We start from the raw sequence: 23877 nt of genomic DNA on the forward strand, positions 1-23877 counted from the left end.
GACGGCGCCCGAGAGGGCGCTCAAGCATGGGCCCAGATAGCTCAGTTGGTAGAGCATGCGACTGAAAATCGCAGTGTCGCTGGTTCGATTCCGGCTCTGGGCACCATCTCCTTCTCCCCTTTGAGACGAGCGTGACCGCAGGCGTCTTGCCGTGATACGGCAGCCGCGCCGGCGCTCCCGGCCGGGGAGCCCGCGCAGCGGGCCTCCGCGCCAGGGCGCGGGGCCGCGCCGCGCCCTGCTCAGCCCTTGCGGACGTTGTGGAAGATCGGGAAACCGTTGAGCATCCCCGTCACATTGGCGCGGAACGCCGTGGGCTGGGTGAAGGCGCCCGTCGGCAGGTAGGGGATGTCCTCGAAGGCCTGACGCTGCATCGCCTCGGCCAGGCGCTTCTGCTCCGCAGGGTCGGTGGCATCCATGAACTGGTTGCGCAGCGCCTCGATCTTCGGCAGGTCCGGCCAGCCGAAGGTGCCCGCCTTGCCCGGCCCCCGCAGGTAGGATTGCGTGGCCGGGCTGGTGGCGATGATGCCGGGAATGGTGTTGCACCACACGCTCCAGCCGCCCTTGTCCAGCGGCCCGCGGTTGTTCACCCGCGCGGCGATGGTGCCCCAGTCGCCCGCCTGGTAGTCGAGATTGACGCCGCTGCGGCGGAACATGTCGCCGGCAACCTCGCTCATCGCGTTCAGCCGGGCATTGTCCGTCGGCACGACGAAGACGACGCGCTCGCCCTTGTAGCCGGCGGCTTCCAGGTTGCGCTTCACCTTGTCATGGTCGGGCGCGCCCTCCATCGCCTCCAGCCCCACCTCGGTGGCCAGCGGGCTGCCGGGGAGGAAGAAGCCGCAGCGGTCGTTCCACAGCGAGCGGTCCTCGCCCAGCACCGCGGTCATGTAGTCGGCCTGGCGGATGCCGGGGAGGAAGGCGCGGCGGATGGCCGGGTTGTCGAAGGGCGGCTGCAGGTGGTTGAAGCGGATCATCCCCATGGAGCCGCTCCTGTCCTTCACCTCCAGGCGGATGTTGCGGTTGCGGCGCAGCAGCGGCAGCAGGTCCGGCGAGGGCTGCTCCCACCAATCCACCTCGCCCTGTTGCAAGGCGGCGGCCGCCGTCGCCACGTCCGGCAGGGTGTGCCACTCCACGCGGTCGAGATAGGCGCGCTTGCCGCCGGCGAGGAAGCTCGGCGGCTCGTTGCGCGGCACATAGCCCTCGAAGCGCTCATAGGCCGCGCGCACCCCGGCCAGGCGGTCGCCCGCGATCCAGCGGAACGGTCCGCTGCCGACGATCTCCGTCACCTGCGTCGCGGGCGGGTTGCGGGCGAAGCGCTCCTGCATCACCGGGCAGAAGGAGGAGGGCTTGGCCAGGGCGGCGGCGAGCAGCGGGAAGGGCCGGCGCAGCCGGATCTCGAACACCCGGTCGGAGACGGCGGTCATCTCCTCGGTGATGGCGCGGATGCCCTGCCCCAGCACATCCGCCTGGCTCCAGCGCGCGATGCTGGCGATGGCGTCCACCGCGCGGATCGGCGTGCCGTCGTGGAAGACCGGCCCCTCGCGCAGCGTGATGCGCCAGCGCCGCCCCTCATCCTCGATGACATGCCCTTCCACGAGCTGCGGACGCGGCTCGTAGGATTCGTCCAGGCCGTAGAGCTGGTCATAGACCATCATGGCGTGGTTGCGCGTCACCAGCGCCGTGTTGAACACCGGGTCCAGCAAGGCGAGGTCGGATTGCGGCACGAAGCGGAGCAGGCTGCGCGCCCCCGCCGTGCCCTGCGCGCGCACGACATTCGGCGCGGCGAGCAGGGCGGCCGGGAGGGCCAGAAGGTCACGGCGTTTCATGGCTGCATCTCCTGAGCGGGGGTGGTGGCGGGGGGCGCGTCCAGCCAGGGCGGCAGGCGGCCGGTCCAGGGGCAGGCGGCCTCGTAGCGGGCGGCGGCCTGCAGCACGCGGAGGTCGCCACGCGGCGGGCCGATGACCTGCAGCCCCATCGGCAGGCCGCGCGCGTCGAAGCCCGCCGGCACGCTGATGGCCGGGCAGCCCGCCATGGTCGCGCCCACCACCACCTCCATCCAGCGGTGGTAGCTGTCCATGGCGCGGCCGCCGACCTCGCGCGGCCAGGTCACCTCCGCCGGAAAGGGGAAGACCTGCGCGGCGGGGATCAGCAGCACGTCGAAGCGCGCGAACAGGGCGGTGAAGGCCTTGTACCAGGCGCCCCGCTCCAGCCCCGCCTTGTAGGCATCGAGCGCCGAGAGGCGGTGGCTGCCCTCGATCTCCCAGATCGCCTCGGGCTTCAGCAGGCGGCGCTGCGCCGGGTCGCGCCAGGCGGCGTCGTGCCGGCCGCCGATGCTCTGCTGCCGCAGGGTGACGAAGGCGCGCCACAGCCGCTCGGGGTCGAATTCCACCCGCGCCGGCTCGACGCTGCCGCCCGCCTGCCGGAACAGCCCGGCCGCCGCCTCGCACAGCGCCAGCACGCCCGGCTCGAAGGGCAGGTGGCCGCCGAGGTCGCCCAGCCAGCCGCAGCGCAGCGGCGCCGCCCGGCCCTCCTCCAGCCGGTCCTCGTAGCGGTAGCCCGGCGCCTCCAGCGAGAGCGGCGCGCGGGGGTCGTACCCGGCCTGCACGGAGAGCAGCATCGCCACGTCCCGCACGCTGCGGCCCATCGGGCCTTCCACCGCCATCTGGCCGTAGAAGGGGTCCGGCGTGTCGGCCGGCACGCGGCCCTGGCTCGGGCGGAAGCCATAGACGTTGTTGAAGGCCGCGGGGTTGCGGAGCGACCCGCCCATGTCGCCGCCATCGGCCACGGGCAGCATCCGCGTGGCCAGCGCCACCCCCGCCCCGCCGCTGGAGCCGCCGCCGACGCGCGAGGGGTCCCAGGCATTGCGGGTCAGGCCGAAGACCGGGTTGTAGCTGTTCGAGCCGTAGCCGAATTCCGGCACGTTGGTCTTGCCGATGATGATGGCCCCCGCCGCGCGCATGCGGGCGACGAAGATGGCGTCCTCCTCCGGCACCTGCTCCGCGAAGAGCGGCGAGCCGAGGGTGGTGCGCAGCCCCTTCGTCGCGGCCAGGTCCTTGATCGCCTGCGGCAGCCCGTGCAGCGGGCCGGTGGCCTCGCCGCGCGCCACGGCCGCGTCCGCCGCCTCCGCCTCGGCCAGCAGCGCGGCGCGCGGTCGCAGCGAGACGATGGCGTTCACATGCGGGTTCACGGCCGCGATGTGGTCGAGATAGGTGGCCATGACCTCGCGCGCCGAGACCTCGCGACGGCGGATCATGGCGGCGAGCGGCACGGCGCCGATCCGGCACAGCTCCGGCGTGGCGATGGCGGCGGGCAGGCCGGTTGCCGGCCCGCTCACGGGCGCAGCACCTGGGTGGCGCGCGCCGCCTTGCGGACCGCCTCCCAGCCATAGAGCATCGGCACCATGCGGCAGGCCGCCCATTCGGCGTGCTGGTCCGTAAAGTGCGGGCTGCCGGGATGGCCGGAGACGCCGTGGAACACCGCCCAGCGGCTGTTGTCCCAATCCCCCACGTCGAAGGCGTAGCGCGCCAGGGCGCCATAGGCGGCGGCGGGCCCGGCGGCGGCGAGCAGGCCGTTGGCCAGCACCGTGTCGTTGTCGCCACCGATCGGCAGCGCGGGCGGGTCGAGCAGCGGCGCCGCCTCGGGGAACAGCGCGGAGAGCGGATGGGCGAAGCGCGGCCGGTGCGCCTCGCCCCAGGGGGTTTCCCCTTCCGTCTCCGCCACCTCGCGCAGCGCGGCGCCGAGGGCCTGGTCCCAGCTCCAGCCATCGAGCAGCGCGGCATCGTCGCGCCGCAGCAGGTTGGGCAGGGTCCACCAGAGCTGGTTCATCGGCACCACGCTGGGCGCCACGGCCAGCCAGGGATGGCCGCCGGCGCCCGAGAGCCCGCTGCGCTCGGCCAGGATGCGCGTCAGCGCGCGGCGCAGCGCGACATAGGCGCCGGGCTCGGTGGCGCCGGCCTCCATCCGCCCGTCCCAGGCCAGCAGCCGGGCGCGCAGCGCGCCCGCCGCCCCCTCCGGCTCGGGCAGCGCGGCGAGGCGCTGCTGGAACAGCAGCGCATTGGCCGAGAGCGTGTCGCCATGCAGCCGCCCGGCATCCTCCGCGCGGAAGGCCGGGTTGGCGCGGAGTTCCTCCAGGATGCGCGCGGCGCGGTAGGGCGGGTGGCAATCGGTGCAGAGGTAGTCCGGGTGGTCATCCGCCACCACGCGGTTGTTGGCGGTGACGATCAGCCCCTCCGCCGGGTCGATGGCGCGCGGCATCTCGTCATGCCCGATCCAGCCCCGCCAGGAATGCTCGCCCGTCCAGCCCGGCATGGGCAGCCAGCCGCTCTCCCGCCCGCGGCGCGGCACGCGGGCGCGCACCAGATGGCCGATATGCCCGCCCGTGTCGGCGGCGACGAGGTTGTGGTCGATCAGCCCCCAGCCGCGCGTCGCCTCGAACAGATCCTCGACGCCGGTGGCCTGCGTCATGCGCGGCAGGCAGTCGAAGGAGAGGTCCGTCTCGGCGAACTGCACGGAGCGCAGCGAGAGCGCCGTGCCCGCCCGCGCATCGCCCGCGATCACCGGGCCGTTCGGCGTCTCCAGGATCTCGAAGCGGCGGGGCGGCGCGCCGCGCACCGCGATCTCCGCCTCGCGCCGGATGACGGGCACCCATTCTGGCCCGCTGGCCGGCCCGCTGGCGCCCGCCTGCATCACCCGTGCGCCATCCTCCGAGAAGCGCTCGAGGAAGACGTCGTGGATGTCCATGAAGGCGTGCGTCACGCAATAGGCCACGCGGCCGTTCTGCGCGAAATGCGGGAAGCCCGGCACGCCCGGCACGGTGAGGCCGATCATGTCGAAGGCGTCGCAGGCCACATGGTGCTGCGCATACATGTTGGGGATCTCGAAGACCCGGTGCGGGTCCCCGGCGAGGACAGGCCGCCCGGTGCCGCTGCGCGAGGGCGCGACCGCCCAGTTGTTGCTGCCGCCCCCCGTCTCGTCGCCCTGCACGCCGAGCGAGTCGAGCAGCGCGCGGAGGGCGGGCGCCAGCGCCGCGAGATCGGCCTCGTAGCGCGCCGCCTCCACCCCGGGCGGGATGCAGAGCAGGTCCCCCCCGCCATCATCGTAGCGCAGCAGCCCGACGCGCTCCGCCCCCACCACCGGCAGCGCCGCGGCGCGCCACAGCTTGAACCACACCGAGCCCATCAGCAGCCCGAGGCGGCGCATCACCGCGATGCTGTGCCAGCCCTCCCAGGGCTCCGGCGTGGCGCCGAGCAGCGCGTACTCCACCGGCAGCGGCGCGCCGGAGGCGAGGAAGGCGTTCACCCCCGCCGCGTAGGAGTCGAGCATGGCCCGCGCCGCCCCGCCCAGCGCCGCGTGGTCGCGCCGGCAGGCGGCCTCCATGCCGAGGCGGTGGACCAGCATATCCGCCTCCGCCGCGCCGGCGCCGAGCCATTCGGCAGCCCGGCCCAGGGCGCGCCGCCGCGTCAGCTCCATCTGGAACAGCCGGTCCTGCGCGTGGACGAAGCCGAGGGCGAACCAGGCATCGCCCGTGCCGCCGGCGCGCAGATGGGGAATGCCATAGGCATCCCGCAGGATCTCCACCGGCCCCTCCAGGCCGGGCACCCGCAATTCCCCCTCCAGCGGCGGCAGCGCCGCCTCCAGCATCCGCGCATCCACTCCGGTCATGCCGTCCTCCCTGTCTGCGGGGAGTGTGGAACCGGCTTGCGGGTCTTGTCGATATATCAAATACTCTGTTTCCGGATCGGGGCCAGGGGAGCCGAATGGGCGGAACGGACGGGTTGGCGGGCCGCGTGGCGGTCGAGGGGCTGGTGAAGCGCTTCGGGCCGGTGAACGCGGTGGACCATGTCTCGCTGGAGGTCAGCTCCGGCGAGTTCCTCGCCCTGCTCGGCCCTTCCGGCTCGGGCAAGACGACCATCCTCATGTCCATCGCCGGCTTCGAGTTCCCGGATGCGGGCCGCATCCTGATCGGGCAGGAGGAGGTGACCTGGACGCCGCCGAACCGGCGGAACCTCGGCATGGTGTTCCAGCGCTACACGCTGTTCCCGCATATGAGCGTGCTGGAGAACATCGCCTTCCCGCTGAAGATGCGCGGCGTCGGCCGCGCCGAGCGGGAGGAGCGCGCCCGCGCGGCGCTGGCCACGGTGCGGCTCGGCGAGATGGGCGGGCGCCGGCCGGCGCAGCTCTCGGGCGGGCAGCAGCAGCGCGTGGCCATCGCCCGCGCCATCGTCTACCAGCCGCGCGTGCTGCTGATGGACGAGCCGCTTTCCGCGCTGGACAAGAACCTGCGCGAGGAGATGCAGATCGAGATCAAGCATCTCCAGCAGCGCATCGGCATCACCGTCATCTTCGTCACCCACGACCAGACGGAGGCGCTGACCATGGCCGACCGCATCGCCGTGCTGGACCACGGGCGGCTGCAACAGCTCGGCACGCCGCGCGATCTCTACGAGGCGCCGCAGACCGCCTTCGTCGCCGGCTTCATCGGCGAGACGAATTTCTGCGAGGGGCAGCTCGCCCAGGCCGCCGCATCCGGTGAGTCCGTGACGGTCGCGCTCACGGGCGGCGGCAGCCTGCCCGCCATCGCCGCCGAGGCGCTGCCCGCCGGCGGCCGCATCAAGGTGGCGCTGCGTCCGGAGCGGCTGCGCGTGCTGCCCGCCACCGCCGAAGGCACCACCGCCCGCGTGGCGGAGGCGATCTATGCCGGCAACGCCACCACGCTGATGCTGGAAGGCGCCTTCGGCCAGCCGCTCCGCGCCCGCATCCCCGCCGGCGCCGGGCTGCACGAGCCGCGCCCGGGCGAGACGGTGCGCCTCGCCTGGCAGGCGGCCGACGCCAGGGCCTTCCGCGCGTGAGCGCGCGCCGCCCCTCCCGCTTCCGGCTCGGCGGGCGCCGCTACAGCCCGGCGGCCAGCCTGGCCCTGGCGGCGCCCTTCCTGCTGCTCGTCGCCATCATCTTCATCCTGCCGCTGGCGACGCTGCTGCATGAGAGCCTGTTCGTCCCCGCCCCCACCACCGAGCATTACGCCCGCGCCTTCGCCGAGCCGGTCTATCTGCGCGTCATGCTGCGCACGCTCCGCATCGCGGCGCTGGTGACGGCGCTGGCGCTGCTGCTCGCCTGGCCGATGGCCTGGGTGATGTCGCGCAGCCGCGGGCTGGGCCTCGCCCTGCTCGCCGCCGCCGTGCTGCTGCCGCTCTGGACCTCCGTGCTGGTGCGCACCTATGCCTGGATGGTGCTGCTGCAGCGCAACGGCGTGGTGAACCAGCTCCTGCAACAGCTAGGGCTGACCGAGGCGCCCATCCGCCTGCTCTACACGGAGGGCGCGGTGGTGCTGGCCATGGCGCATGTGCTGCTGCCCTTCATGGTGCTGCCCATCTACTCGGCGCTGAAGGGCATCCCGGAGGACTATCCGCGCGCGGCGCAGATGCTCGGCGCCTCGCCCTGGGCCACCTTCCGCGAGGTGATCTGGCCGCTGGCGCTGCCCGGCGTCACCTCCGGCTGCCTGATGGTCTTCCTGCTGGCGCTGGGCTTCTTCGTCACGCCTGCGCTGATCGGCGGGCCGCAGCAGATGATGATCGCCACCCTCGTCTCGCAGCAGGTGCGGGAGATGCTGGACTGGCCCTTCGCCGGCGCGCTGGTCGGCATCCTGCTGGTCTTCGTGCTGGCCCTCACCCTGCTGTTCAAGCGCGCGGTGCGGCTGGACCGCTTCGTGGGGTCCGCATGAGCGCCGCGCGGACACACAACCGCGCCGGGCGGATGGCGCTGAACGCGGCGGCCTATGCCGTCACGGTATTCCTGCTGCTGCCGACGCTGATCATCGCGCCGATGTCGGTGGGGCCGGAGCGGCTGCTGAGCTTCCCGCCGAAAGGCTTCTCGCTGCGCTGGTACGCCGCCTATTTCGAGGACAGCGACTGGCTGCGCGCCACCCTCTTCAGCGCCGAGGCGGGGCTCATCTCGGCGGTCTGCGCCACCCTCATCGGCACCATGCTGGCCCTCGCCCTGGTGCGCGGGCGGCTGCCGGGCAAGGGCTTCATCGAGCTGCTGGTGATCGGCCCCGTCATCGTGCCGCACATCGCGCTGGCCGTCGCCATGTTCCTGGTGTTCGAGCAGTTGCGGCTCACCGGCACGCTGCTCGGCTTCGCCATGGCGCACACCGTGCTCGCCCTGCCCTTCGTGGTCTTCACCGTGCTGGCGGCGCTCTACCGCTTCGACGTGGATCTGGAGCGCGCGGCGCTGTCCTGCGGCGCGGGGCCCATCCGCGCCTTCCGCCACGTCACCCTGCCGCTGATCGCGCCGGGCCTCGTCTCCGCCGCCCTCTTCGCCTTCATCATCTCCTTCGACGAGGCGGTGGTCTCCTTCTTCATCTCGGATCTCGACCGCAAGACTTTGCCCCGCAAGATGTTCGAGGATATCGACTTCAACATCTCGCCCACCCTCGCCGCCGTGGCGACCATGCTCACCGCCCTCACCATCCTCGCGCTGCTGCTCGGCTACGGGCTGAAGCGCAGCCTGGAGCGGAGGGCGCGGGCCGCCGGCACGGCACCGGACCCAGGACCATGAAGACCATGCCCGAAGCGGCAAACGTGCTCGATTTCGTCGCCCCCGTCGGCCGGGAGAACCTGGCGGGGCGTGTCTATGACGAGCTGCGCAGCGCCCTGTTCGAGGGCCGCATGCGCCCCGGCCAGCGGCTCAAGATCCGCGACCTCGCCGCCGCCATGCAGGTCTCCGAGACGCCGGTGCGGGAGGCGGTGGTGCAGCTCGCCCGCGAGCGCGCGCTGCGGCTGGAGGCGGCGCGCTCCATCACCGTCGCCGGCCTCAGCCTGGAGCAGTATCTGGAGCTGCGCACCATCCGCCTGGAGCTGGAGGGGCTGGCCGCCGAGGCCGCCGCGCTGCGCATCACTCCCTCCGACCTCGACGCGCTGGAGCGCGCCAACACCGCCCTGGCCGCGGCCGAGGAGGCGGGCGAAGCGACCGCCGCCAACCGCGCCAACTGGGCCTTCCACCACACCCTCTACGCGGCCGCCGCCATGCCGGAGCTGCTCGCCATCATCGAGAGCATCTGGCTGCGCAACGGGCCGATGCACGCCTTCCTCTACCCCGATGCGCGGCCGAGCTACCCCGGCCGGCACCGGCACCTCGACATCATCGACGGCTTGCGCGCGCGGGACCCGAAGGCGACCCGCGCCGCCCTGCGCGCGGATCTGATGGAGGGCGGCGCCAATCTCGTCGCGCTCCTCGGCCGCATGGAACGCGACACGGCCTGGACCACCCCCGGCTGATCCCCGGCGGCGGCCAGGTCCTCTCTCAACCGGCAAGGACAGGAGACAGGGCATGGGCGTGACACGGAGAACACTTCTGGCGGCCACCGCGCTGGGCGCGGGGTCGGCGGGCCTGGCGAAGCCATCGCTCGCCCGGCGCGGCTCGGGCGAGGTGGTGGTCTGCGCCACCGGCGGGCTGATGGAACGCAGCCTGCAGGAGCATTTCTACCGCCGCTTCGAGCAGGAGCAGGGCATCCGCGTCCGCTCCATCCCGATCGAGTTGCCGGACCAGTGGGCGCGCGCCCGCGCCGGGCAGCGCAGCGGCAACATCCCCTTCGACGTGGTGACCGCCACCCCGCCCGACCTGATCCAGCACGCCGACATCCTGGCGCCGGTGGACTGCACCACGCCGGCCATGACGCAGCACGCCCTGCCCGGTGGCTGCTTCCCCACCGGCATCATCCGCACCGCTGGCGGCATGGCCATCACCTGGAGCAAAAAGGCCTTCCCCAATGGCGGCCCCGCCTCCTGGGCGGAGTTCTTTGACGTGGCGAAGTTTCCCGGCCCCCGCTCCCTGCCGGATACGGGCGACCGCGAATGGTGGCTGCCGCTGGCGGCGCTGATGGCCGATGGCGTGCCGCGCGACAAGCTCTTCCCGATGGATCTCGACCGCGCCTACCGCAAGCTGGACACGATCAAGCCGCATGTCGCCGCCTGGTGGAAGAGCGGCGACAACTCCATGCAGATCCTGCGCGGCGGCGACGCGGTGATGAGCGTGCTCTACTCCTCCCGCGCCGTGCCGCTGGCCAAGAGCGGGGAGTTCGACTTCACCTGGAACGGCGCGATCCGCGACGTCGGCAACTGGGCGGTGCTGAAGGGCGGGCCGAACACCGCCAACGCCATGCGCTTCCTGAAGTTCTTCGTGCAGAACCCGAAGGAGCACCTGCCCTTCAGCGAGAAGGTCTCCTTCGACAGCAACAACCGCGAGACCGCCGCGCTGGTGCCCGAGGCGGAGCGCCGCTACCGCGCCTCCTGGCCCGAGAACTGGGACCGGCTGGTGATCGCCGACTACGAATGGATCGCCGCCAACCGCAACGCCATGCGCGAGCGCTGGGTGAACTGGCTGACCCGCTGACCGGCCCACTGACCGATCCCACGGGCGGGCCGCACGGGCCCGCCCGCGCCACCCCTCTCACGGAAACCCGCCCTTCATGCTGGTGAACCACCCCGAGGCGGCACACTGGCCGGTGGACCCGAGCCGGCTCGACCTCGTCGAGGAATTCCGCCGCAAGCCGCGCGGCCCGCACAGCGACGAACTGCAGAAGCTGCTGCACCGGATGCGCTGGTCCGGCGTCGGCCGCCGCCACGTGCTCGTGGTGCTGGAGCCGAACCGCCGCTGGATGCTGGCGCGCATGCCCGGCCGCCGCGGCGCGCCGGTGGAGACCTTCCCCAACCAAGTCTTCACCAGCCTGGCCGAGGCCGAGTGGGCCGTCTTCGCCCTGCGCTGGGAAGCGCTGACCGGCCAGACGCTGGCGCCCAGCAGGACCACGCCCTGATGACCGACACCACCGCCGTTCTCGGCTATGCCTGGCCGCTCGTCGTCTCCCCCGGGGAGGAGGTGGCCTTCCATCTCTCCAGCGCCACGCTGGAAGGGGCCGAGGCCACGCTGCTGCGCGTCCGCTGCGCCGACCCGGACCCGGACGGGCCGGGCCTTCGCTTCCACCAACCCGGCACGCCGCTCGACGGGCCGGTGGCGCTGCGCCACCAGCCGCTCCGCCCCGGCTCCTGCGCCCTCATCCCCGATGCGCCGGCGCTGAACCGGCCGGGCGCGCTCTCGGTGGCCGCCTTCATCCACCCCACCGCGCCCGGCACCGGCCCGCAGACGCTGCTCTCCCGCTGGCGCGACGACACGGCGGAGGGCTGGCGCCTCGCGCTGGATGCCGAGGCGCGGCTCGAATTCACTCTCGGCGCGCAGGGCCGCCTCTGGCGCGTCACCGCGCCGCGCCCGGTGCTGGAGCGGGAGTGGATTTTTGTCGGTGCTTGCTACGATCCGGCGCAGGGGCGGATCACCGTCTTCCAGTCCAGCCTCGACGCCCAGGCCGGGCGCGACACGGGCGGCATGGCCAGCGCCGAGGCCCCCAGGGAGATTGCCTGGCCGGCGGATACGGCCCTCGTCATCGCCGCCCATGCGCTGGAGGCGGGCGCGGCACCCCGCACCGCCGGGCATTTCGACGGCAAGATCGACCGCCCGCGCCTGCTCTCCGCCGCCCGCGACGAGGCCGCGCTGCGCGCCCTGGCCGAGAGCCTGACGCCCTCCCCCGCCGAGCCCGACCTGGTCGGCGCCTGGGATTTCTCGCGCGAGATGTCCACCGACATCATCCGCGACCTCTCCGCCAACCGGCTGGACGGAAGGCTGCGCCAGATGCCGATGCGCGCGGCCACCGGCGCCAACTGGGATGGCCGCACCGTGCAGTGGACCGAGGCGCCGGAACTCTACGGCGCCATCCATTTCCACAGCGACGACATGCACGACGCAGGCTGGTCACCGGATCTCCGCCTCACCATCCCCGAGGACTGGCGCAGCGGCTTCTACGCGCTGCGCCTGCGCGCGCGGCAGGGCGGCGAGGATCCGGTGGAGAGCTTTGTCGCCTTCTTCGTCCGCGCGCCGCTCGGCAGGCCGCGCGCGAAGCTCGCCTTCGTCGCCAGCACCGCCACCTTCCTGGCCTATGCCAACAGCGCGCTGCGGCTGGACCAGGTGCATGCGGAGGCCATGCTGGAAGGCCTCATCGCCCTCTCGCGCGACGATGTCTACCTGCAGGAGCACCGCGAGCTCGGTCTCTCCACCTACGACACGCACAGCGACGGCAGCGGCTGGTGCTACTCCACGGCGAAGCGCCCCATCCTGAACATGCGGCCGCGCGGCGCCACCTTCAACTACGGCAACGACACGCACATCCTCGACTGGCTGGAACAGATCGGCCAGGACTACGACATCGTCACGGATGACGACATCCACCGCCACGGCGCGCAGACGCTCGCCCCCTATCGCTGCGTCATCACCGGCTCGCATCCCGAGTATTTCAGCCGCTCCATGATCGAGGCTTTCGATGCCTACCAGCGTGGCGGCGGCCGCCACATCTATCTCGGCGGCAACGGCTTCTACTGGCGCATCGGCTGGCACCCGACCGAGCCGCATGCCATGGAGATCCGCCGCGGCATGATCGGGCTGCGCACCTGGGAGGGCGAGCCGGGCGAGAACGCCCTCTCCTTCACCGGCGAGCCCTCCGGCCTCTGGCGCGCCAGCGGACGCCCGCCGCAGCGCCTTGTCGGCGTCGGCTTCGACGCGCAGGTCTTCACCCGCTCCTACCCCTATGAATGGCGCGAACCCGCGCGCGACCCGCGCATCGCCTGGGCGGTGGAAGGCATCGACCTCGACGCGCCGCTCGGCGATTTCGGCCTGCGCGGCGGCGGGGCGGCGGGGCTGGAGGTGGACCGGGTGGAACCCACCCTCGGCTCGCCGCCGCACCTCCTCTGGCTCGCCACGGCGGACCGGCTGGACTATGGCGGCGTGCCGACGCTGGAGGAGCTGCGCACCCTGCACCGCGGCACCATGGGCGACCAGAACGCGCAGGTGCGCGCGGACATCGCCTTCTTCCCCACGGCGCGCGGTGGCGCCGTCTTCTCCACCGGCTCCATCGCCTGGGCCTGCGCGCTCTCGCACAATGGCTACGAGAATTCCGTCAGCCGCCTGACGGGCAATGTTCTCCGCCGCTTCCTCGACCCCGCGCCCTTCGAGGGCTTCGACCTCTGACAGAACAGCCTCCCGCCGCGCGCGGCGGGGGCGAAGCGCCGCCACAAGGCGCGGAACCCAGGAAACGCCTTCCCATGCAGCGCACCCCGATTGCCACCGACACGCCCTGGTTCCGGCTGGAGGTGGATGACGCCGACTGGGCGGCGGAAGACCCCGCCGCCCTCGCCCGCTGGATGGAGCAGCTCCTGCTCATCCGCCGCTTCGAGGAGAAGATCCTGGAACTGCACGGGCAGGGCCTGGTGCATGGCCCGGCGCATGCCTCGATCGGCCAGGAGGCGGGCGCGGTCGGCGCCATGTCCGTGCTCGGCACGCAGGACAAGCTGAACGGCACCCACCGCGCGCACCACCAGATCCTGGCCAAGCTGCTGAACAGCGCCCTCCCCGGCGGCTACGACCCGCGCCGGGACGCGCCGGTGGAGGAAGCGGGCGGCCTTGTCCGCCGCGCCATGGCGGAGATCATGGGGCTGGCGGAAGGCTTCTGCGGCGGGCGTGGCGGCTCCATGCACATGCGCTGGGCGCCGGCGGGCATCGTCGGCACCAGCGCCATCATCGGCGGCAACCTCCCCCACGCCGTGGGCTACGGCCTGGCCGACAAGGTGCTGGGCCGCGACCATGTCTCGGTCGCCTTCTTCGGCGACGGCACGCTGATGGCGGGGCAATCGATGGAGGCCATCAACCTCGCCGCCCTTTACAACCTGCCCGTCATCTTCTTCCTCGAGAACAATTTCTACGCCGTCTCCACCCATGTCCGGGAGCAGACGCGCGAGACGCGGCTGACCACGCGCGGCGCCATGTTCGGCGTGCCCTCGGTGGAGTGCGACGGCATGGATCTCGTCGCCGTGCGGCGGGCCATGCAATGGGCGGTGCAGACCATCCGCGAGACGGGCGGGCCGGTCTTCGTCGAGGCCATCCTCTACCGCTTCCTGCACCAGAGTGGCCCGCTGCTCGGCAGCCAGCTCGGCTACCGCAGCCGGGAGGAGGAGGCGGAATGGCAGGCGCGCGACCCGCTCGCCACCATGCCGGCGCGGCTGAAGGCGCTCGGCGTGCTGGACGAGGCCGGCCTCGCCGCGCTCGACGCGCGCGCCACCCGCATGGTGGCCGAGGCCGCCGCCGCGCTGACCGAGATGCCGCGCGATTCCAACACGCCGCAGATCCGCGCCGGCGCCTTCCCCGATGTGGCGGAGATCGAGAACGGCATCCGTGGCGACCTCTCCGAGCTGGCCGGCGCCCGCGTGCTGGAGACGGCCTCCGTGCCCGCCGCGGCGCGGGTGGAGGTGAAATATGTCGACGCCATCGCCAGCACCCTGCTGCGCAACATGGAGCGCGACCCGCGCATCATCGTCATCGGCGAGGATGTGCACCGGCTGCGCGGCGGCGTCTCCGGCTCGACCAGGGGGGTGATGGAGCGCTTCCCCGAGCGCGTCTTCCCCACGCCGATCTGCGAGAACGGCTTCACCGGCATGGCGCTCGGCGCCGCCGCCTGCGGGCTGCGGCCCGTGGTGGACATCATGTTCGGCGATTTCTGCATCGTCGCCGCCGACCAGATGTTCAACGGCATCGGCAAGTTCTCGCACATGTTCGGCGGCGGCTTCGGCGTGCCGGTGGTGGTGCGCGCCCGCGTCTCGCCGCAGGCGGGCTACGGCTCACAGCACTCGATGGACCCCTCGGCGCTCTTCGCCCTCTACCCGGCCTGGCGGATCGTCTCCCCCTCCACCCCGCACGACTATATCGGCCTGATGAACGCGGCGCTGCGCTGCGACGACCCGGTGCTGGTGATCGAGCACCAGGACCTGTTCCAGACCACCGGCCCGGTGCCAGGCGACGACCGGGACTACATCATCCCCCTCGGCTCCGCGCGCACCGTTCGCCCGGGCCGGGCCTGCACCGTGCTCACCTACTCCACCATGGTCGCCGCCAGCCTCGAGGCCGCCGAGGCCACCGGGATCGATGCCGAGATCATCGACCTGCGCAGCCTCGACCCCGGCGGGCTGGACTGGCCGGCCATCGAGGCCAGCGTGCGCCGCACCAACCGCGTGCTGATCGCCGAGCAGACGGCGCGCGGCACCAGCCATGGCGCCCGCATTGCGCAGGAGATCCAGGAACGCTGCTTCGACTGGCTGGATGCCGAGATCCTGCGCGTCACCGGCGGCGCGGCCGCGCCCGTGGTGTCGCGCCCGCTGAACATGGCCGCGCTGAGTAACGCCTCCGGCATCGGGGCTGCGTTGCGCCGGCTGATGGGCTGAAGGCCTTCCGGCCCTTGGGGGAAATATGATATATCGAATGGATCAAGACGAGGATCCGTCCATGTCGCAGGCCCTCCTGCCCGAGAAGTCCGGCACCGCCTCCCGCGATGCCGCCCTGCGCGCCCGCGCCCGGGCCGTCATCCCCGGCGGCCTCTGGGGCCATCTCAACGCGGCCAAGCTGCCGGAGGGCTACCCGCAATACTTCACATCGGCCGAGGGCTGCCGCCTGCGCGACGCCGACGGGCGGGACTACATCGACTTCATGTGCTCCTGGGGCCCGATGGTGCTCGGCCACCGCAACCCCGCGGTGGAGGAGGCCGCCCGCCGCCAGGCCGCGCAGGGCGACTGCATGAACGGCCCCGCCCCCGTGCTGGTGGAGCTGGCCGAGTTGCTGGTGGAAACCATCGCCCATGCCGACTGGGCGCTGCTAGCCAAGAACGGCACGGACGCCACCACCGCCTGCGTCACCATTGCCCGCGCCGAGACGGGGCGGCGCAAGGTACTGGTGGCGCGCGGCTCCTACCACGGCGCCGTGCCCTGGTGCTCGCCCTCCCTGGCCGGCGTCACCACCGAGGACCGCGCCCATCTTCTGACCTTCGACTACAACGACACGGCCAGCCTGGACGCGGCGGCCGAGGCGGCGAAGGGCGACCTTGCCGCCGTCATCGTCACCGCCTTCCGGCATGATTTCGGCCGCCACCAGGAGCTGCCGACGCCGGAATTCGCCCGCCACCTCCGCGCGCTGTGCGACGCGACGGGTGCCGCGCTGATCCTCGACGATGTGCGCGCGGGCTTCCGCATCGACCTCGCCGGCTCCTGGGAGCCGCTCGGCGTGCGGCCCGATCTCTCCGCCTTCAGCAAGGCCATCGCCAACGGCCATCCGCTCGCCGCCGTCACCGGGCGGGAGCGCTTCCGCCAGGCTGCGACGCAGGTCTACACCACCGGCTCCTTCTGGTGCGGCGCGGTGCCGATGGCCGCCGCGGTCGCCACCATTACCGAGCTGCGCCGCATCGACGGCCCGGCCCGCATGCGCGCCATGGGCGAGCGGCTGCGCAACGGGCTGGACGCGCTCTCGCGCCAGTACGCCCTGCCTGTCCGCCAGACCGGCCCGGCGCAGATGCCGCTGATGATCTTCGACAACGACCCGGACTGGGCGAAGGGCGACGCCTTTTGCGCCACGGCGCTGCGGCACGGGGCGTATTTCCACCCCCGGCACAACATGTTCCTCTCCTGCGCGCACACCGAGGCGGATATCGACCGCGCGCTGGAAGCGGCGGAGGCCGGCTTCCGGGCCGCCGCCGCGCTGTAGGGCGGCGCTCAGCCCCGCGCGGGGGCGGCGCTGCCGTAGGTCTTGTAGCGCTCCCGCGTGGCCTGCATCTGCGCCGCGTCCAGCAGGCGCGGCGTGCCGGCCGAGCGCGCCAGCAGGTATTGCCGGGCCAGCGTCTCCAGCCGCAGCGCGGCGGCCACGGCCGCCTTCACGTCGCGCCCCGTCACGATCATCCCGTGATTGCCGAGCAGGCAGGCGGTGCGGCCGCGCAGCGCCTCGACCGCCACCACCGCCAGCTCCGGCGTGCCGAAGGTGACATAGGGGGCGCAGCGCACATCCTCGCCGCCGAAGCCGGCGACCATGTAGTGGAAGGCCGGCAGCCCCTCGCCCAGGCAGGCGAGCGCGGTGCAGGCATCGGCATGGGTGTGCACCGCGCTGCCCGCCTCGGGGAAGGCGCGCAGGATGGCGGCGTGCATCGGCCATTCGCTGGAGGGCGCGGCGTCATCCCGGGCCGCGCCCTCCAGCGACATCCACACCGTGTCGGCCTCCGCCGTGGCATCCACCGTGGTGCCGGAGCGGGTGATGACCATGCCGCCCTCAACACGGCGCGAGACATTGCCGGCGCTGCCGAAATTCAGCCCCAGCCGCCCCAGCTCCCGGTAGCCCTGCGCGACATCCTCGCGCGCCTGCCGCACCCCGTTCATGCGCGCATCCGCTCCAGCACCGTTCCGAACATGTCCACCGGCCCCAGCTTCCCCGATTCGAGGCAGAGCGCCAGCGGCTCCGGCGCCTCCGCCGCGCACAGCCCGATGCCCGGCGAGACATAGGGCGCGACCGTAAGCCGGGCGATGCCCAGCGCGCGGATCACCGCGCCCGAGGTCTCGCCGCCCGCCACCAGGAGGCGCCGGGCGCCCGCCGCCACCAGCGCCCGCGCCAGCCCGCCCAGCAGCTCCTCCGCCGCCCGCGCCGCGCCCTCGCGCCCGAGGCGCGCCTGGGCGGCAGCGACCGCCTGCGGGTCGCCCGCGGTGGTGATGCACACCGGCCCCCGCTCCAGGCGCGGCAGGGCCCAGCCGGCCGCCTCGCGCAGCGCCGCCGCCGGCGTCTCCAGCCGGGCCAGGTCGATCCGCAGCACCGGGTGATGCCCGGCGAAATGCGCCACCTGCTCCCGCGTCCGGTCCGAGCAGCTGCCGGCCAGCACCGCGCCATGCCCGCCGGCCCGCGCGGGCGGCAGGGCGGCGGCGGGCGCAAGCAGCCCCTTCTCCCGCCAGATCGGCGGGTAATGCGCGGCGAGGTTGGAGCCGCCGGTCGCCAGCGGCCAGTCCCAGCTCGCCCGCGCCAGGGTGGCGAGGTCCTCCTCCGTCGCGGCATCGGCGATGGCGTAGGAGAGGCCGGCCTCCCGCAGGGTCGACGCATGCCGCGCCACCGCCGCCTCCCCCTGCGCGACCACCGGCAGCGGCAGCAGGCCGACCCGCCGCGCCGTCTGCGCCGCCAGCACCTTCACCAGATCCGGCTCGGTCATCGGCGTCAGCGGGTCGAAGCGCTTGGGCGAGTTGGAGACGAGCTGCGCGCCCACGAAGAGATGGCCCATGAACACCCGCCGCTCCGCCTCCGGGAAACTGGGCGCGAACAGGGTGAAGGGCGCGCCCGTCCGCTCCATCAGCAGGTCCGCGCAGGGGCCGATATTGCCCTGGGGCGTGGAATCGAAGGTGGCGCAGTACTTGAAGAACAGCATCCGCGCCCCGGCGCCCAGCAGCGCATCGGCCGCGCGTGCGAAGCCATCGCGTGCCTCCGCCACTGGCGCGACGCGGGAGGGCAGCGCCACCACCACCGCATCCTGGCCGGACGGGATCGGCGCGTCGTCCAGCACCAGCGCCACGCGCATCCCGCCGGCCGCCAGCATGCCGGCCAGCTCCACCGCGCCCGTCAGGTCATCCGCGATCCCGCCCAGCAGCATGCGTCAGACCTCGACCTGCCAGAAAAGCGGGAAGCTGGACTGGATCATGTTCCGCAGCCGCGCCCGGTAGCCGGCGGGGCGCGAGAACTGGCCCCACATCACGCTCGGCACCAGTTCGTAGGCGGCGATCTGGATGCGCTCGGCCACCGCCCGGCGCGCCGCGAGATCCGGCGCGCGGGCATAGTCCCGCAGCAGGCCGGTGATGCGCGCATCGCAGCTGCGGCCGGGATAGTCGGCGCAGTTGTTGGCGACATAGAAGTGGTTCAGCGGCGAGACCATGTCCACGCCGTTGGCGTAGACGGGGAACAGGCTCCAGCCATCGGGCTTGGCGCGGCGTGCCAGCACCGTGCCCCAGTCCATCACCTGCTCGTCCACGGTGAAGCCGGCCTTCTTCATGTTCTCGGCCAGCACGTGCCCGGCGGTCTGCGAGATGGAGCCGGAGACCTCCAGCATCACCACCGGCTCGCCCTTGTAGCCGGTGCGGGCCAGCGCCTGCTTCGCGGCCTCCGGGTCGAAGCGCGCCACATCGCTGCCGGCGGCGGTCTCCAGCGGCGCGTCGCACATCCAGAAGGAGCGGCAGTTCTCCACCCGGAACCGCGGCGGGATGCCGATGGCGTCCAGCACCTGCTTCTGGTCCACCAGCTTCCACATCACCTGGCGCACCGCGGGGTCGGCGAAGGGGCCGCTCGCGTGGTTGAGGCGGAAATTGCCCTGGAACATGTCGATGCCCTTCAGCTCCATCAGCCGCAGATCCCGGTTGCGGCCGAGGACGCCGAGGAAGTCGAAGGGCAGGTACTGCATGTAGTCGATCTCGCCGGCGATCAGCGCGTTCACGCCGGTGGTGTCGTCCGGCATGGTCTTGAGCACCAGCTCGTCGAGCTTCACCACCTTGCCGCCCGCCAGGAAATCGGCCGGCTCGTCGCGCGGCACGTAGCGCGCGTTGCGCCGCAGCACCATGCGGTCGCCGGTGCGCCACTGCTCGCGCACGAAGCTGAAGGGGCCGGAGCCGGTGATCTCGGTGATGCGCGCGTCGCCCTCGGGCAGGATGCGCGCGGGCATGATGAAGGGCACGGGCGCGTTGGGCTTGCCCAGCACCTCCAGCATCAGCGGGAACGGCTCCTTCAGCGTGATGGAGAAGCGGCGCGCATCCTCCGCCCGCATCTCCCGCATCGCCGCCAGCAGCATGCGGCCGAGGCTGTCGCGCACCGCCCAGCGGCGCAGCGAGGCGACGCAATCGGCGGCCGTGACCGGCGCGCCGTCATGGAAGGCGAGACCGTCGCGCAGGGCGAAGCGCCATTCCAGCCCATCGGCCGAGACCGTGTGGCCCTCCGCCATCTGCGGCCGGATCGTCCCCTTGGAATCCTGCGCGAACAGCGTGTCGAACACATGGTAGCCGAAGCTGCGCGTGATGGCGGCGGTGGTCGCGTGCGGGTCCAGCACCACCACCTCGGATTCCAGCATCACGGTGATGGCGCCGGCCGCCCGCGCCGGGCGTGGCGTGCCGAGGATCGCCGGCACGGCAAAGGCTCCGGCCGCGAGCAGGGCACGGCGGGAAATGTTCGGATCGACCATGGGCGCCTCCTGTCTGCCGGAGCGGCTTGTCGGCTGTTCTGGCCCGCTCGCGGAACATCCTAGGCCATCGGTCTTCCCGTGCAAGATATGATATATCAGGATGCGGCCATCAGGCCCGGGTGCCTGTTCAGGCATCCCGGCGGCCATGCCGCCGGGCCTGTCGCGGCATCCTCCGCCCCGCGCCGGACCCGGCGCCAGGGCGCCCGCGATGTCCCTCAGCTGCGGACGAGCGGGCAGTTGCCCTCGCCCATCGGGCGGAAGGCTTCCGCCGCCGGCACGGTGCCGACGAGCTTGTAGTAATCCCACGGCCCCCGGCTCTCCTCCGGGCGCTTCACCTCGAACAGATGCGCCGGATGGATCTTGCGCCCATCGGCGCGCAGCGTCCCGGGGCCGAAGCAGTCGTCATCGGTGGGCATGGCCTTCATCCGTTCCACCACAGCCCGGCCGGAGGCGCGCGCCGCGGCGGGGCCCAGATCGGCCACGGCCTTCAGGTAATGCAGCACGGCGGAATAGGTGCCGGCATGCTCCTGGTTCGGCCAGTTGGTGGGCGTCTTGTCGCGCACGCGGCCGAGGAAGGCGCGGGTGCGGTCGTTCAGGTCCCAGTAGAAGGTCTCGTTCAGCAGCAGGCCCTGCGCGGCGGGCAGGCCCATGGCGTGGATGTCGCAGATGAAGGCGATCAGGGCGAGCATCTTCTGCCGCCGCGTCAGGCCGAATTCCTGCGCCTGCTTCATGCAGTTCACCGTGTCCGCGCCGGCCGTGGCCATGGCCACCACCTTGGCGCGCGAGCTCTGCGCCTGCACCAGGAAGGAGGAGAAGTCGGCGGTGCCGGGGAAGGGAAAGCGCACGCCGCCCAGCACCTTGCCGCCGGCGCCCTGCACCGCCGCCGTGGTGTCGCGCTCGAGCTGGTGGCCGAAGCTGTAATCGGCGGTCAGGAAGAAGAAGCTGTCGTTGCCCGCCCGGACCGAGGCCTTGCCCACCACGTTGGCGCACATCCAGGTGTCGTAGGTCCAGTGCACCAGGTTGCTGGTGCAGCGCTCGCCCGTCAGCACGGCGCTGGCCGGGCCGGAGGCCAGCACCACCTTGTCCTTCTCCTGCGCCAGGTTGGCCACGGCGAGGGCGACCGCGCTGTTGTTCACCTCCGTGATCGCATCCACCCCGTCCTGGTCGAACCAGCGGCGCGCGATGCCAAGGCCCACATCGGCCTTGTTCTGGTGGTCGGCCTGCAGGATCTCCACCTTGATGCCGCGCGTATCCAGGCCGAGATCCGCCACCGCCTGCCGCGCGCAGACCACCGAGGTGGGGCCGGAGGTATCCCGGTAGGGACCGGAGAAATCGGCCAGCACGCCGATGCGCAGCGTCGGCGCGGCGCCCTGGGCGCGGGGCCGCGCCGGCAGGGCGGAAAGCGCAGGCAGGGTGGCGCTGGCGGCCATCAGGCCGCGGCGGGTGAACATCCTCATCCGATCCTCCATGCCGCCCGTCATGGCGCGGGCGCTTGCGCCGCATGATGCGGATAGCGGGCGGCACGGCGCAAGCCTGCCGGCGCCCCTCGCGCGGCGCGGCCTTTGCAGCGCGGCCGGCTCTGGCTACTGCTGCGGGGCGGCGCCCCCCATTCCGGGCGAGAAGCGCCACAAGGGGTTGGGTCTATCGCCGTGTCCGCATTCCTGCGCCTGGGCCTGATGCCCACGGGCGCCGCCGGCGGCATCGCCATGATGCTGCTGGGCGTGCTGCTCTTCGCCGTCAACGACACGCTGGGCAAATGGCTGGTGGGGGCCTACACGGTCGGCCAGCTGCTGCTGGTGCGCAGCATCGCCGGGCTCTGCGTCATGGCGCCCTTCATTTACCGCACCGGTCCGCACGCCTTCCTGCGGCCGCCGCGGCCCGGGCTGCAGCTGCTCCGCGTGCTGTTCTCGACGCTGGAGACCTCGCTGTTCTTCTGGGCCCTCGTCGCGCTGCCGCTCGCGGAGGTCATGACCTACTACATGGCCGGCCCGATCTACGTGACCGCCCTCTCCCCCTTCCTGCTGGGCGAGCGGGTGGGCTGGCGCCGGTGGACGGCCGTGACGGTGGGCTTCGGCGGCGTGGTGCTGGCGCTGCATCCCTCGCCGGACTCGCTCTCCCTCGGCGCGGCCTGCGCCCTGGCGGGCAGCTTCAGCTATGCCTGCTTCCTGGTCGCCACCCGCAAGCTGGCCGGCACGCGCGGCACCGTGCTGATGACGGCGCAGCTGCTGGCCGCCCTGCTCTTCGGCGCCGTGCTGGTGCTGGCCCAGGGCTGGACGCCGCCCGGCGCCATCGACCTCGTGCTGATGCTGTTCCTCGGCATCGGCTCGCTGGCCGGCAACCTCTGCGTGAACCAGGCGCTGCGGATGGCGCCGGCCTCGGTGGTGGTGCCCTACCAGTACACGCTGATCCTCTGGGGCATGCTGTTCGGCTACCTCTTCTTCGGCGAGGTGATCGGGCCCCTGACCCTGGCCGGGGCCGCCATCATCATCGGCGCCGGCCTGTTCATCTTCCTGCGAGAGCAGCAGTTGCGCCACGAGGCGGGCGCGCCCTGACGAGGGGCGCGCGGGCCTTCAGCCGGCGCCGCCGCCGGCCCGCCGGCCCGCGCCCCGCCAGAGGAAGGCGGCGCTGACCAGCCCGAAGGCCGCGAGCTGGGCGGCCATGAGGAGGAACGCCAGGCCGTAGCTGCCGCTCCAGTGCACCACCAGGGTGAAGAGCAGGGGCCCGAAGATCGACCCGATGAAGCCGAAGAGGCTGGCGGCGGAGGTCACGTCGCTCACCTGGTGCAGGGGCGCGACGCGGGCCAGCTCCGCGATGTGCACGCCGTTCCAGCCGATGGCGGTCAGGCCCGCCAGCGCCGCGCAGCCATACAGCGCCCAGGCGCCATGGCCCCCGGCCACGACCAGCAGCCCCACCGCCAGGGCCGAGGCCCCCGCCTGCAGCACCAGCAGCCGCATCGCATGGCCCGTGCGGTCCGCCACCCAGCCCATGACGATCCGCCCCACCATGCTGGCCCCCTGCATCAGCGCGACGATCAGCCCGGCCTCGGCCAGGGAGGCGCCGTGGCGCGTCACCGCATAGGTCGCGGTGAAGGCCGTCAGGCAGGACTGCATCATCGAGAAGGAGGCGCCGAGGGCCGTCAGCATCGGCAGGGAGGGATGCGCGCGCAGCACGCCAACGGAGCCGAGCATCGCCGCCGGGGAGACCAGCGCGCGGGCCCAGCCCGGATGCCCCGTGCCCCTGTCCTCGTCCAGCCGGCGGCGGAAAGGCTGCACCAGCAGGATGGTAAGCAGGATCACGCCGATGACCACGCCCAGGGTGGCAGGCAGCCCGTGCCGCAGCACCAGGGGCGCCACCACCAGCCCGGCCAGCGCGCCGCCCAGCGGGACGCCCGCCTGCTTGATCGAGAAGATCAGGGTGCGGTGCCGGGGGGGTGCCGTGCGGATCAGGATCTGGCTGCCCGCCGGCGTGTTGGGCCCCAGGCCGAAGCCGATCGCCAGGGCGCCCAGCAACCCCAGCAGGCCGAGCGGCTGCGACAGCACGAACAGGCCGGCCACCATGCAGGCGAGGCCGATCTGCAGCGTCCGGACCGGGCCGTGATGGCCGAGCATCGGCCCGCCACAGGCCAGGCTCCAGCAGATGCCGACCGAGGTCATGGCGGAGACGAGGCCGATGCTCTCCGGCGGCAGGCCGGCGCGGGCCATGAGGGGCGGACCGAGCAGCGGAACGACAAGGCTGGCGAAGGAGCTCACGGTCTGGACAATCAGCGTCGCGGCAAGGGCGCT

Annotated in this window: 18 protein-coding genes and 1 tRNA gene; 11 read left to right on the top strand and 8 right to left on the bottom strand. The window is 72.5% G+C overall.

What is annotated here, in order from left to right; genetic code table 11:
* Nucleotides 1-30: 30 nt before the first annotated feature.
* A tRNA-Phe gene (locus CR165_RS06465) sits at nt 31-106 on the top strand.
* A gap of 133 nt (nt 107-239) precedes the next feature.
* Here the strand turns inward: CR165_RS06465 and CR165_RS06470 are convergent.
* The 3 genes from CR165_RS06470 to CR165_RS06480 are packed head-to-tail and all read right to left on the bottom strand — an operon-like array spanning nt 240 to nt 5658.
* Nucleotides 240-1823 carry an ABC transporter substrate-binding protein gene (locus CR165_RS06470; RefSeq protein WP_109516151.1) on the bottom strand — a complete coding sequence of 528 codons (1584 nt, stop codon included), beginning with the start codon at nt 1821-1823 and terminating at the stop codon, nt 240-242.
* A complete protein-coding gene (locus CR165_RS06475) occupies nt 1820-3331 on the bottom strand; it encodes an amidase (RefSeq protein ID WP_245906180.1) in 1512 nt (503 codons plus the stop codon). The genes CR165_RS06470 and CR165_RS06475 overlap by 4 nt, the downstream gene beginning before the upstream one ends.
* Entirely contained in the window at nt 3328-5658 is a 2331-nt protein-coding gene (locus CR165_RS06480; protein WP_109516153.1) for a penicillin acylase family protein, read from the bottom strand. Before CR165_RS06480 ends, CR165_RS06475 begins: the two co-directional genes overlap by 4 nt.
* Before the next feature lie 95 nt (nt 5659-5753).
* Here CR165_RS06480 and CR165_RS06485 point away from each other — a divergent pair, with 95 nt between their 5' ends.
* From CR165_RS06485 to CR165_RS06525, 9 genes are all read left to right on the top strand, one after another.
* A complete protein-coding gene (locus tag CR165_RS06485; protein WP_109516154.1) occupies nt 5754-6845 on the top strand; it encodes an ABC transporter ATP-binding protein in 1092 nt (363 codons plus the stop codon).
* A complete protein-coding gene (locus tag CR165_RS06490; RefSeq protein ID WP_109516155.1) occupies nt 6842-7714 on the top strand; it encodes an ABC transporter permease in 873 nt (290 codons plus the stop codon). Before CR165_RS06485 ends, CR165_RS06490 begins: the two co-directional genes overlap by 4 nt.
* The gene (locus CR165_RS06495) at nt 7711-8550 is read left to right on the top strand and encodes an ABC transporter permease (RefSeq protein ID WP_109516156.1); all 840 of its coding nucleotides are present in this window, start codon (nt 7711-7713) and stop codon (nt 8548-8550) included. Before CR165_RS06490 ends, CR165_RS06495 begins: the two co-directional genes overlap by 4 nt.
* 5 nt (nt 8551-8555) lie before the next feature.
* Nucleotides 8556-9269, top strand: a complete 714-nt coding sequence (locus tag CR165_RS06500) for a GntR family transcriptional regulator (protein ID WP_109516402.1) — start codon at nt 8556-8558, stop codon at nt 9267-9269.
* Nucleotides 9270-9321: 52 nt separating this feature from the next.
* Nucleotides 9322-10383, top strand: coding sequence for an extracellular solute-binding protein (locus CR165_RS06505; protein WP_109516157.1), 1062 nt, complete (start codon nt 9322-9324; stop codon nt 10381-10383).
* Nucleotides 10384-10459: 76 nt separating this feature from the next.
* Nucleotides 10460-10804 carry a hypothetical protein gene (locus CR165_RS06510; RefSeq protein ID WP_109516158.1) on the top strand — a complete coding sequence of 115 codons (345 nt, stop codon included), beginning with the start codon at nt 10460-10462 and terminating at the stop codon, nt 10802-10804.
* Nucleotides 10804-13059, top strand: a complete 2256-nt coding sequence (locus CR165_RS06515) for a N,N-dimethylformamidase beta subunit family domain-containing protein (protein ID WP_109516159.1) — start codon at nt 10804-10806, stop codon at nt 13057-13059. Before CR165_RS06510 ends, CR165_RS06515 begins: the two co-directional genes overlap by 1 nt.
* Nucleotides 13060-13133: 74 nt before the next feature.
* Complete coding sequence (locus CR165_RS06520; protein ID WP_109516160.1) at nt 13134-15302, top strand: alpha-ketoacid dehydrogenase subunit alpha/beta; 2169 nt, start codon at nt 13134-13136, stop codon at nt 15300-15302.
* Nucleotides 15303-15363: 61 nt separating this feature from the next.
* Nucleotides 15364-16611, top strand: coding sequence for an aminotransferase class III-fold pyridoxal phosphate-dependent enzyme (locus CR165_RS06525; protein WP_219929701.1), 1248 nt, complete (start codon nt 15364-15366; stop codon nt 16609-16611).
* Nucleotides 16612-16619: 8 nt separating this feature from the next.
* On the opposite strand, the gene CR165_RS06530 is transcribed toward CR165_RS06525, so the two are convergent.
* The 4 genes from CR165_RS06530 to CR165_RS06545 form a co-directional block, all read right to left on the bottom strand.
* Complete coding sequence (locus CR165_RS06530; protein ID WP_109516162.1) at nt 16620-17273, bottom strand: class II aldolase/adducin family protein; 654 nt, start codon at nt 17271-17273, stop codon at nt 16620-16622.
* Nucleotides 17270-18523, bottom strand: coding sequence for a 3-oxo-tetronate kinase (gene otnK / locus CR165_RS06535; RefSeq protein ID WP_109516163.1), 1254 nt, complete (start codon nt 18521-18523; stop codon nt 17270-17272). The genes CR165_RS06530 and otnK overlap by 4 nt, the downstream gene beginning before the upstream one ends.
* A gap of 3 nt (nt 18524-18526) precedes the next feature.
* Nucleotides 18527-20095, bottom strand: coding sequence for an ABC transporter substrate-binding protein (locus CR165_RS06540; protein ID WP_109516164.1), 1569 nt, complete (start codon nt 20093-20095; stop codon nt 18527-18529).
* 215 nt (nt 20096-20310) lie between these two features.
* Nucleotides 20311-21546: an ABC transporter substrate-binding protein gene (locus tag CR165_RS06545; protein ID WP_219929702.1), complete on the bottom strand. Its 1236-nt coding sequence runs from the start codon at nt 21544-21546 to the stop codon at nt 20311-20313.
* A 198-nt stretch (nt 21547-21744) separates the two neighbouring features.
* Between CR165_RS06545 and CR165_RS06550 the strand changes: the two genes are divergently transcribed.
* The gene (locus CR165_RS06550; protein WP_245906182.1) at nt 21745-22647 is read left to right on the top strand and encodes a DMT family transporter; all 903 of its coding nucleotides are present in this window, start codon (nt 21745-21747) and stop codon (nt 22645-22647) included.
* A gap of 18 nt (nt 22648-22665) precedes the next feature.
* Here CR165_RS06550 and CR165_RS06555 read toward each other — a convergent pair whose 3' ends face one another.
* Nucleotides 22666-23844 (bottom strand): MFS transporter, encoded by a 1179-nt coding sequence (locus CR165_RS06555; RefSeq protein WP_181378023.1) that lies wholly within the window; start codon nt 23842-23844, stop codon nt 22666-22668.
* Nucleotides 23845-23877 lie beyond the last annotated feature (33 nt).

This window comes from Teichococcus aestuarii, from assembly GCF_003116135.1.
Lineage (GTDB): Bacteria > Pseudomonadota > Alphaproteobacteria > Acetobacterales > Acetobacteraceae > Pseudoroseomonas > Pseudoroseomonas aestuarii.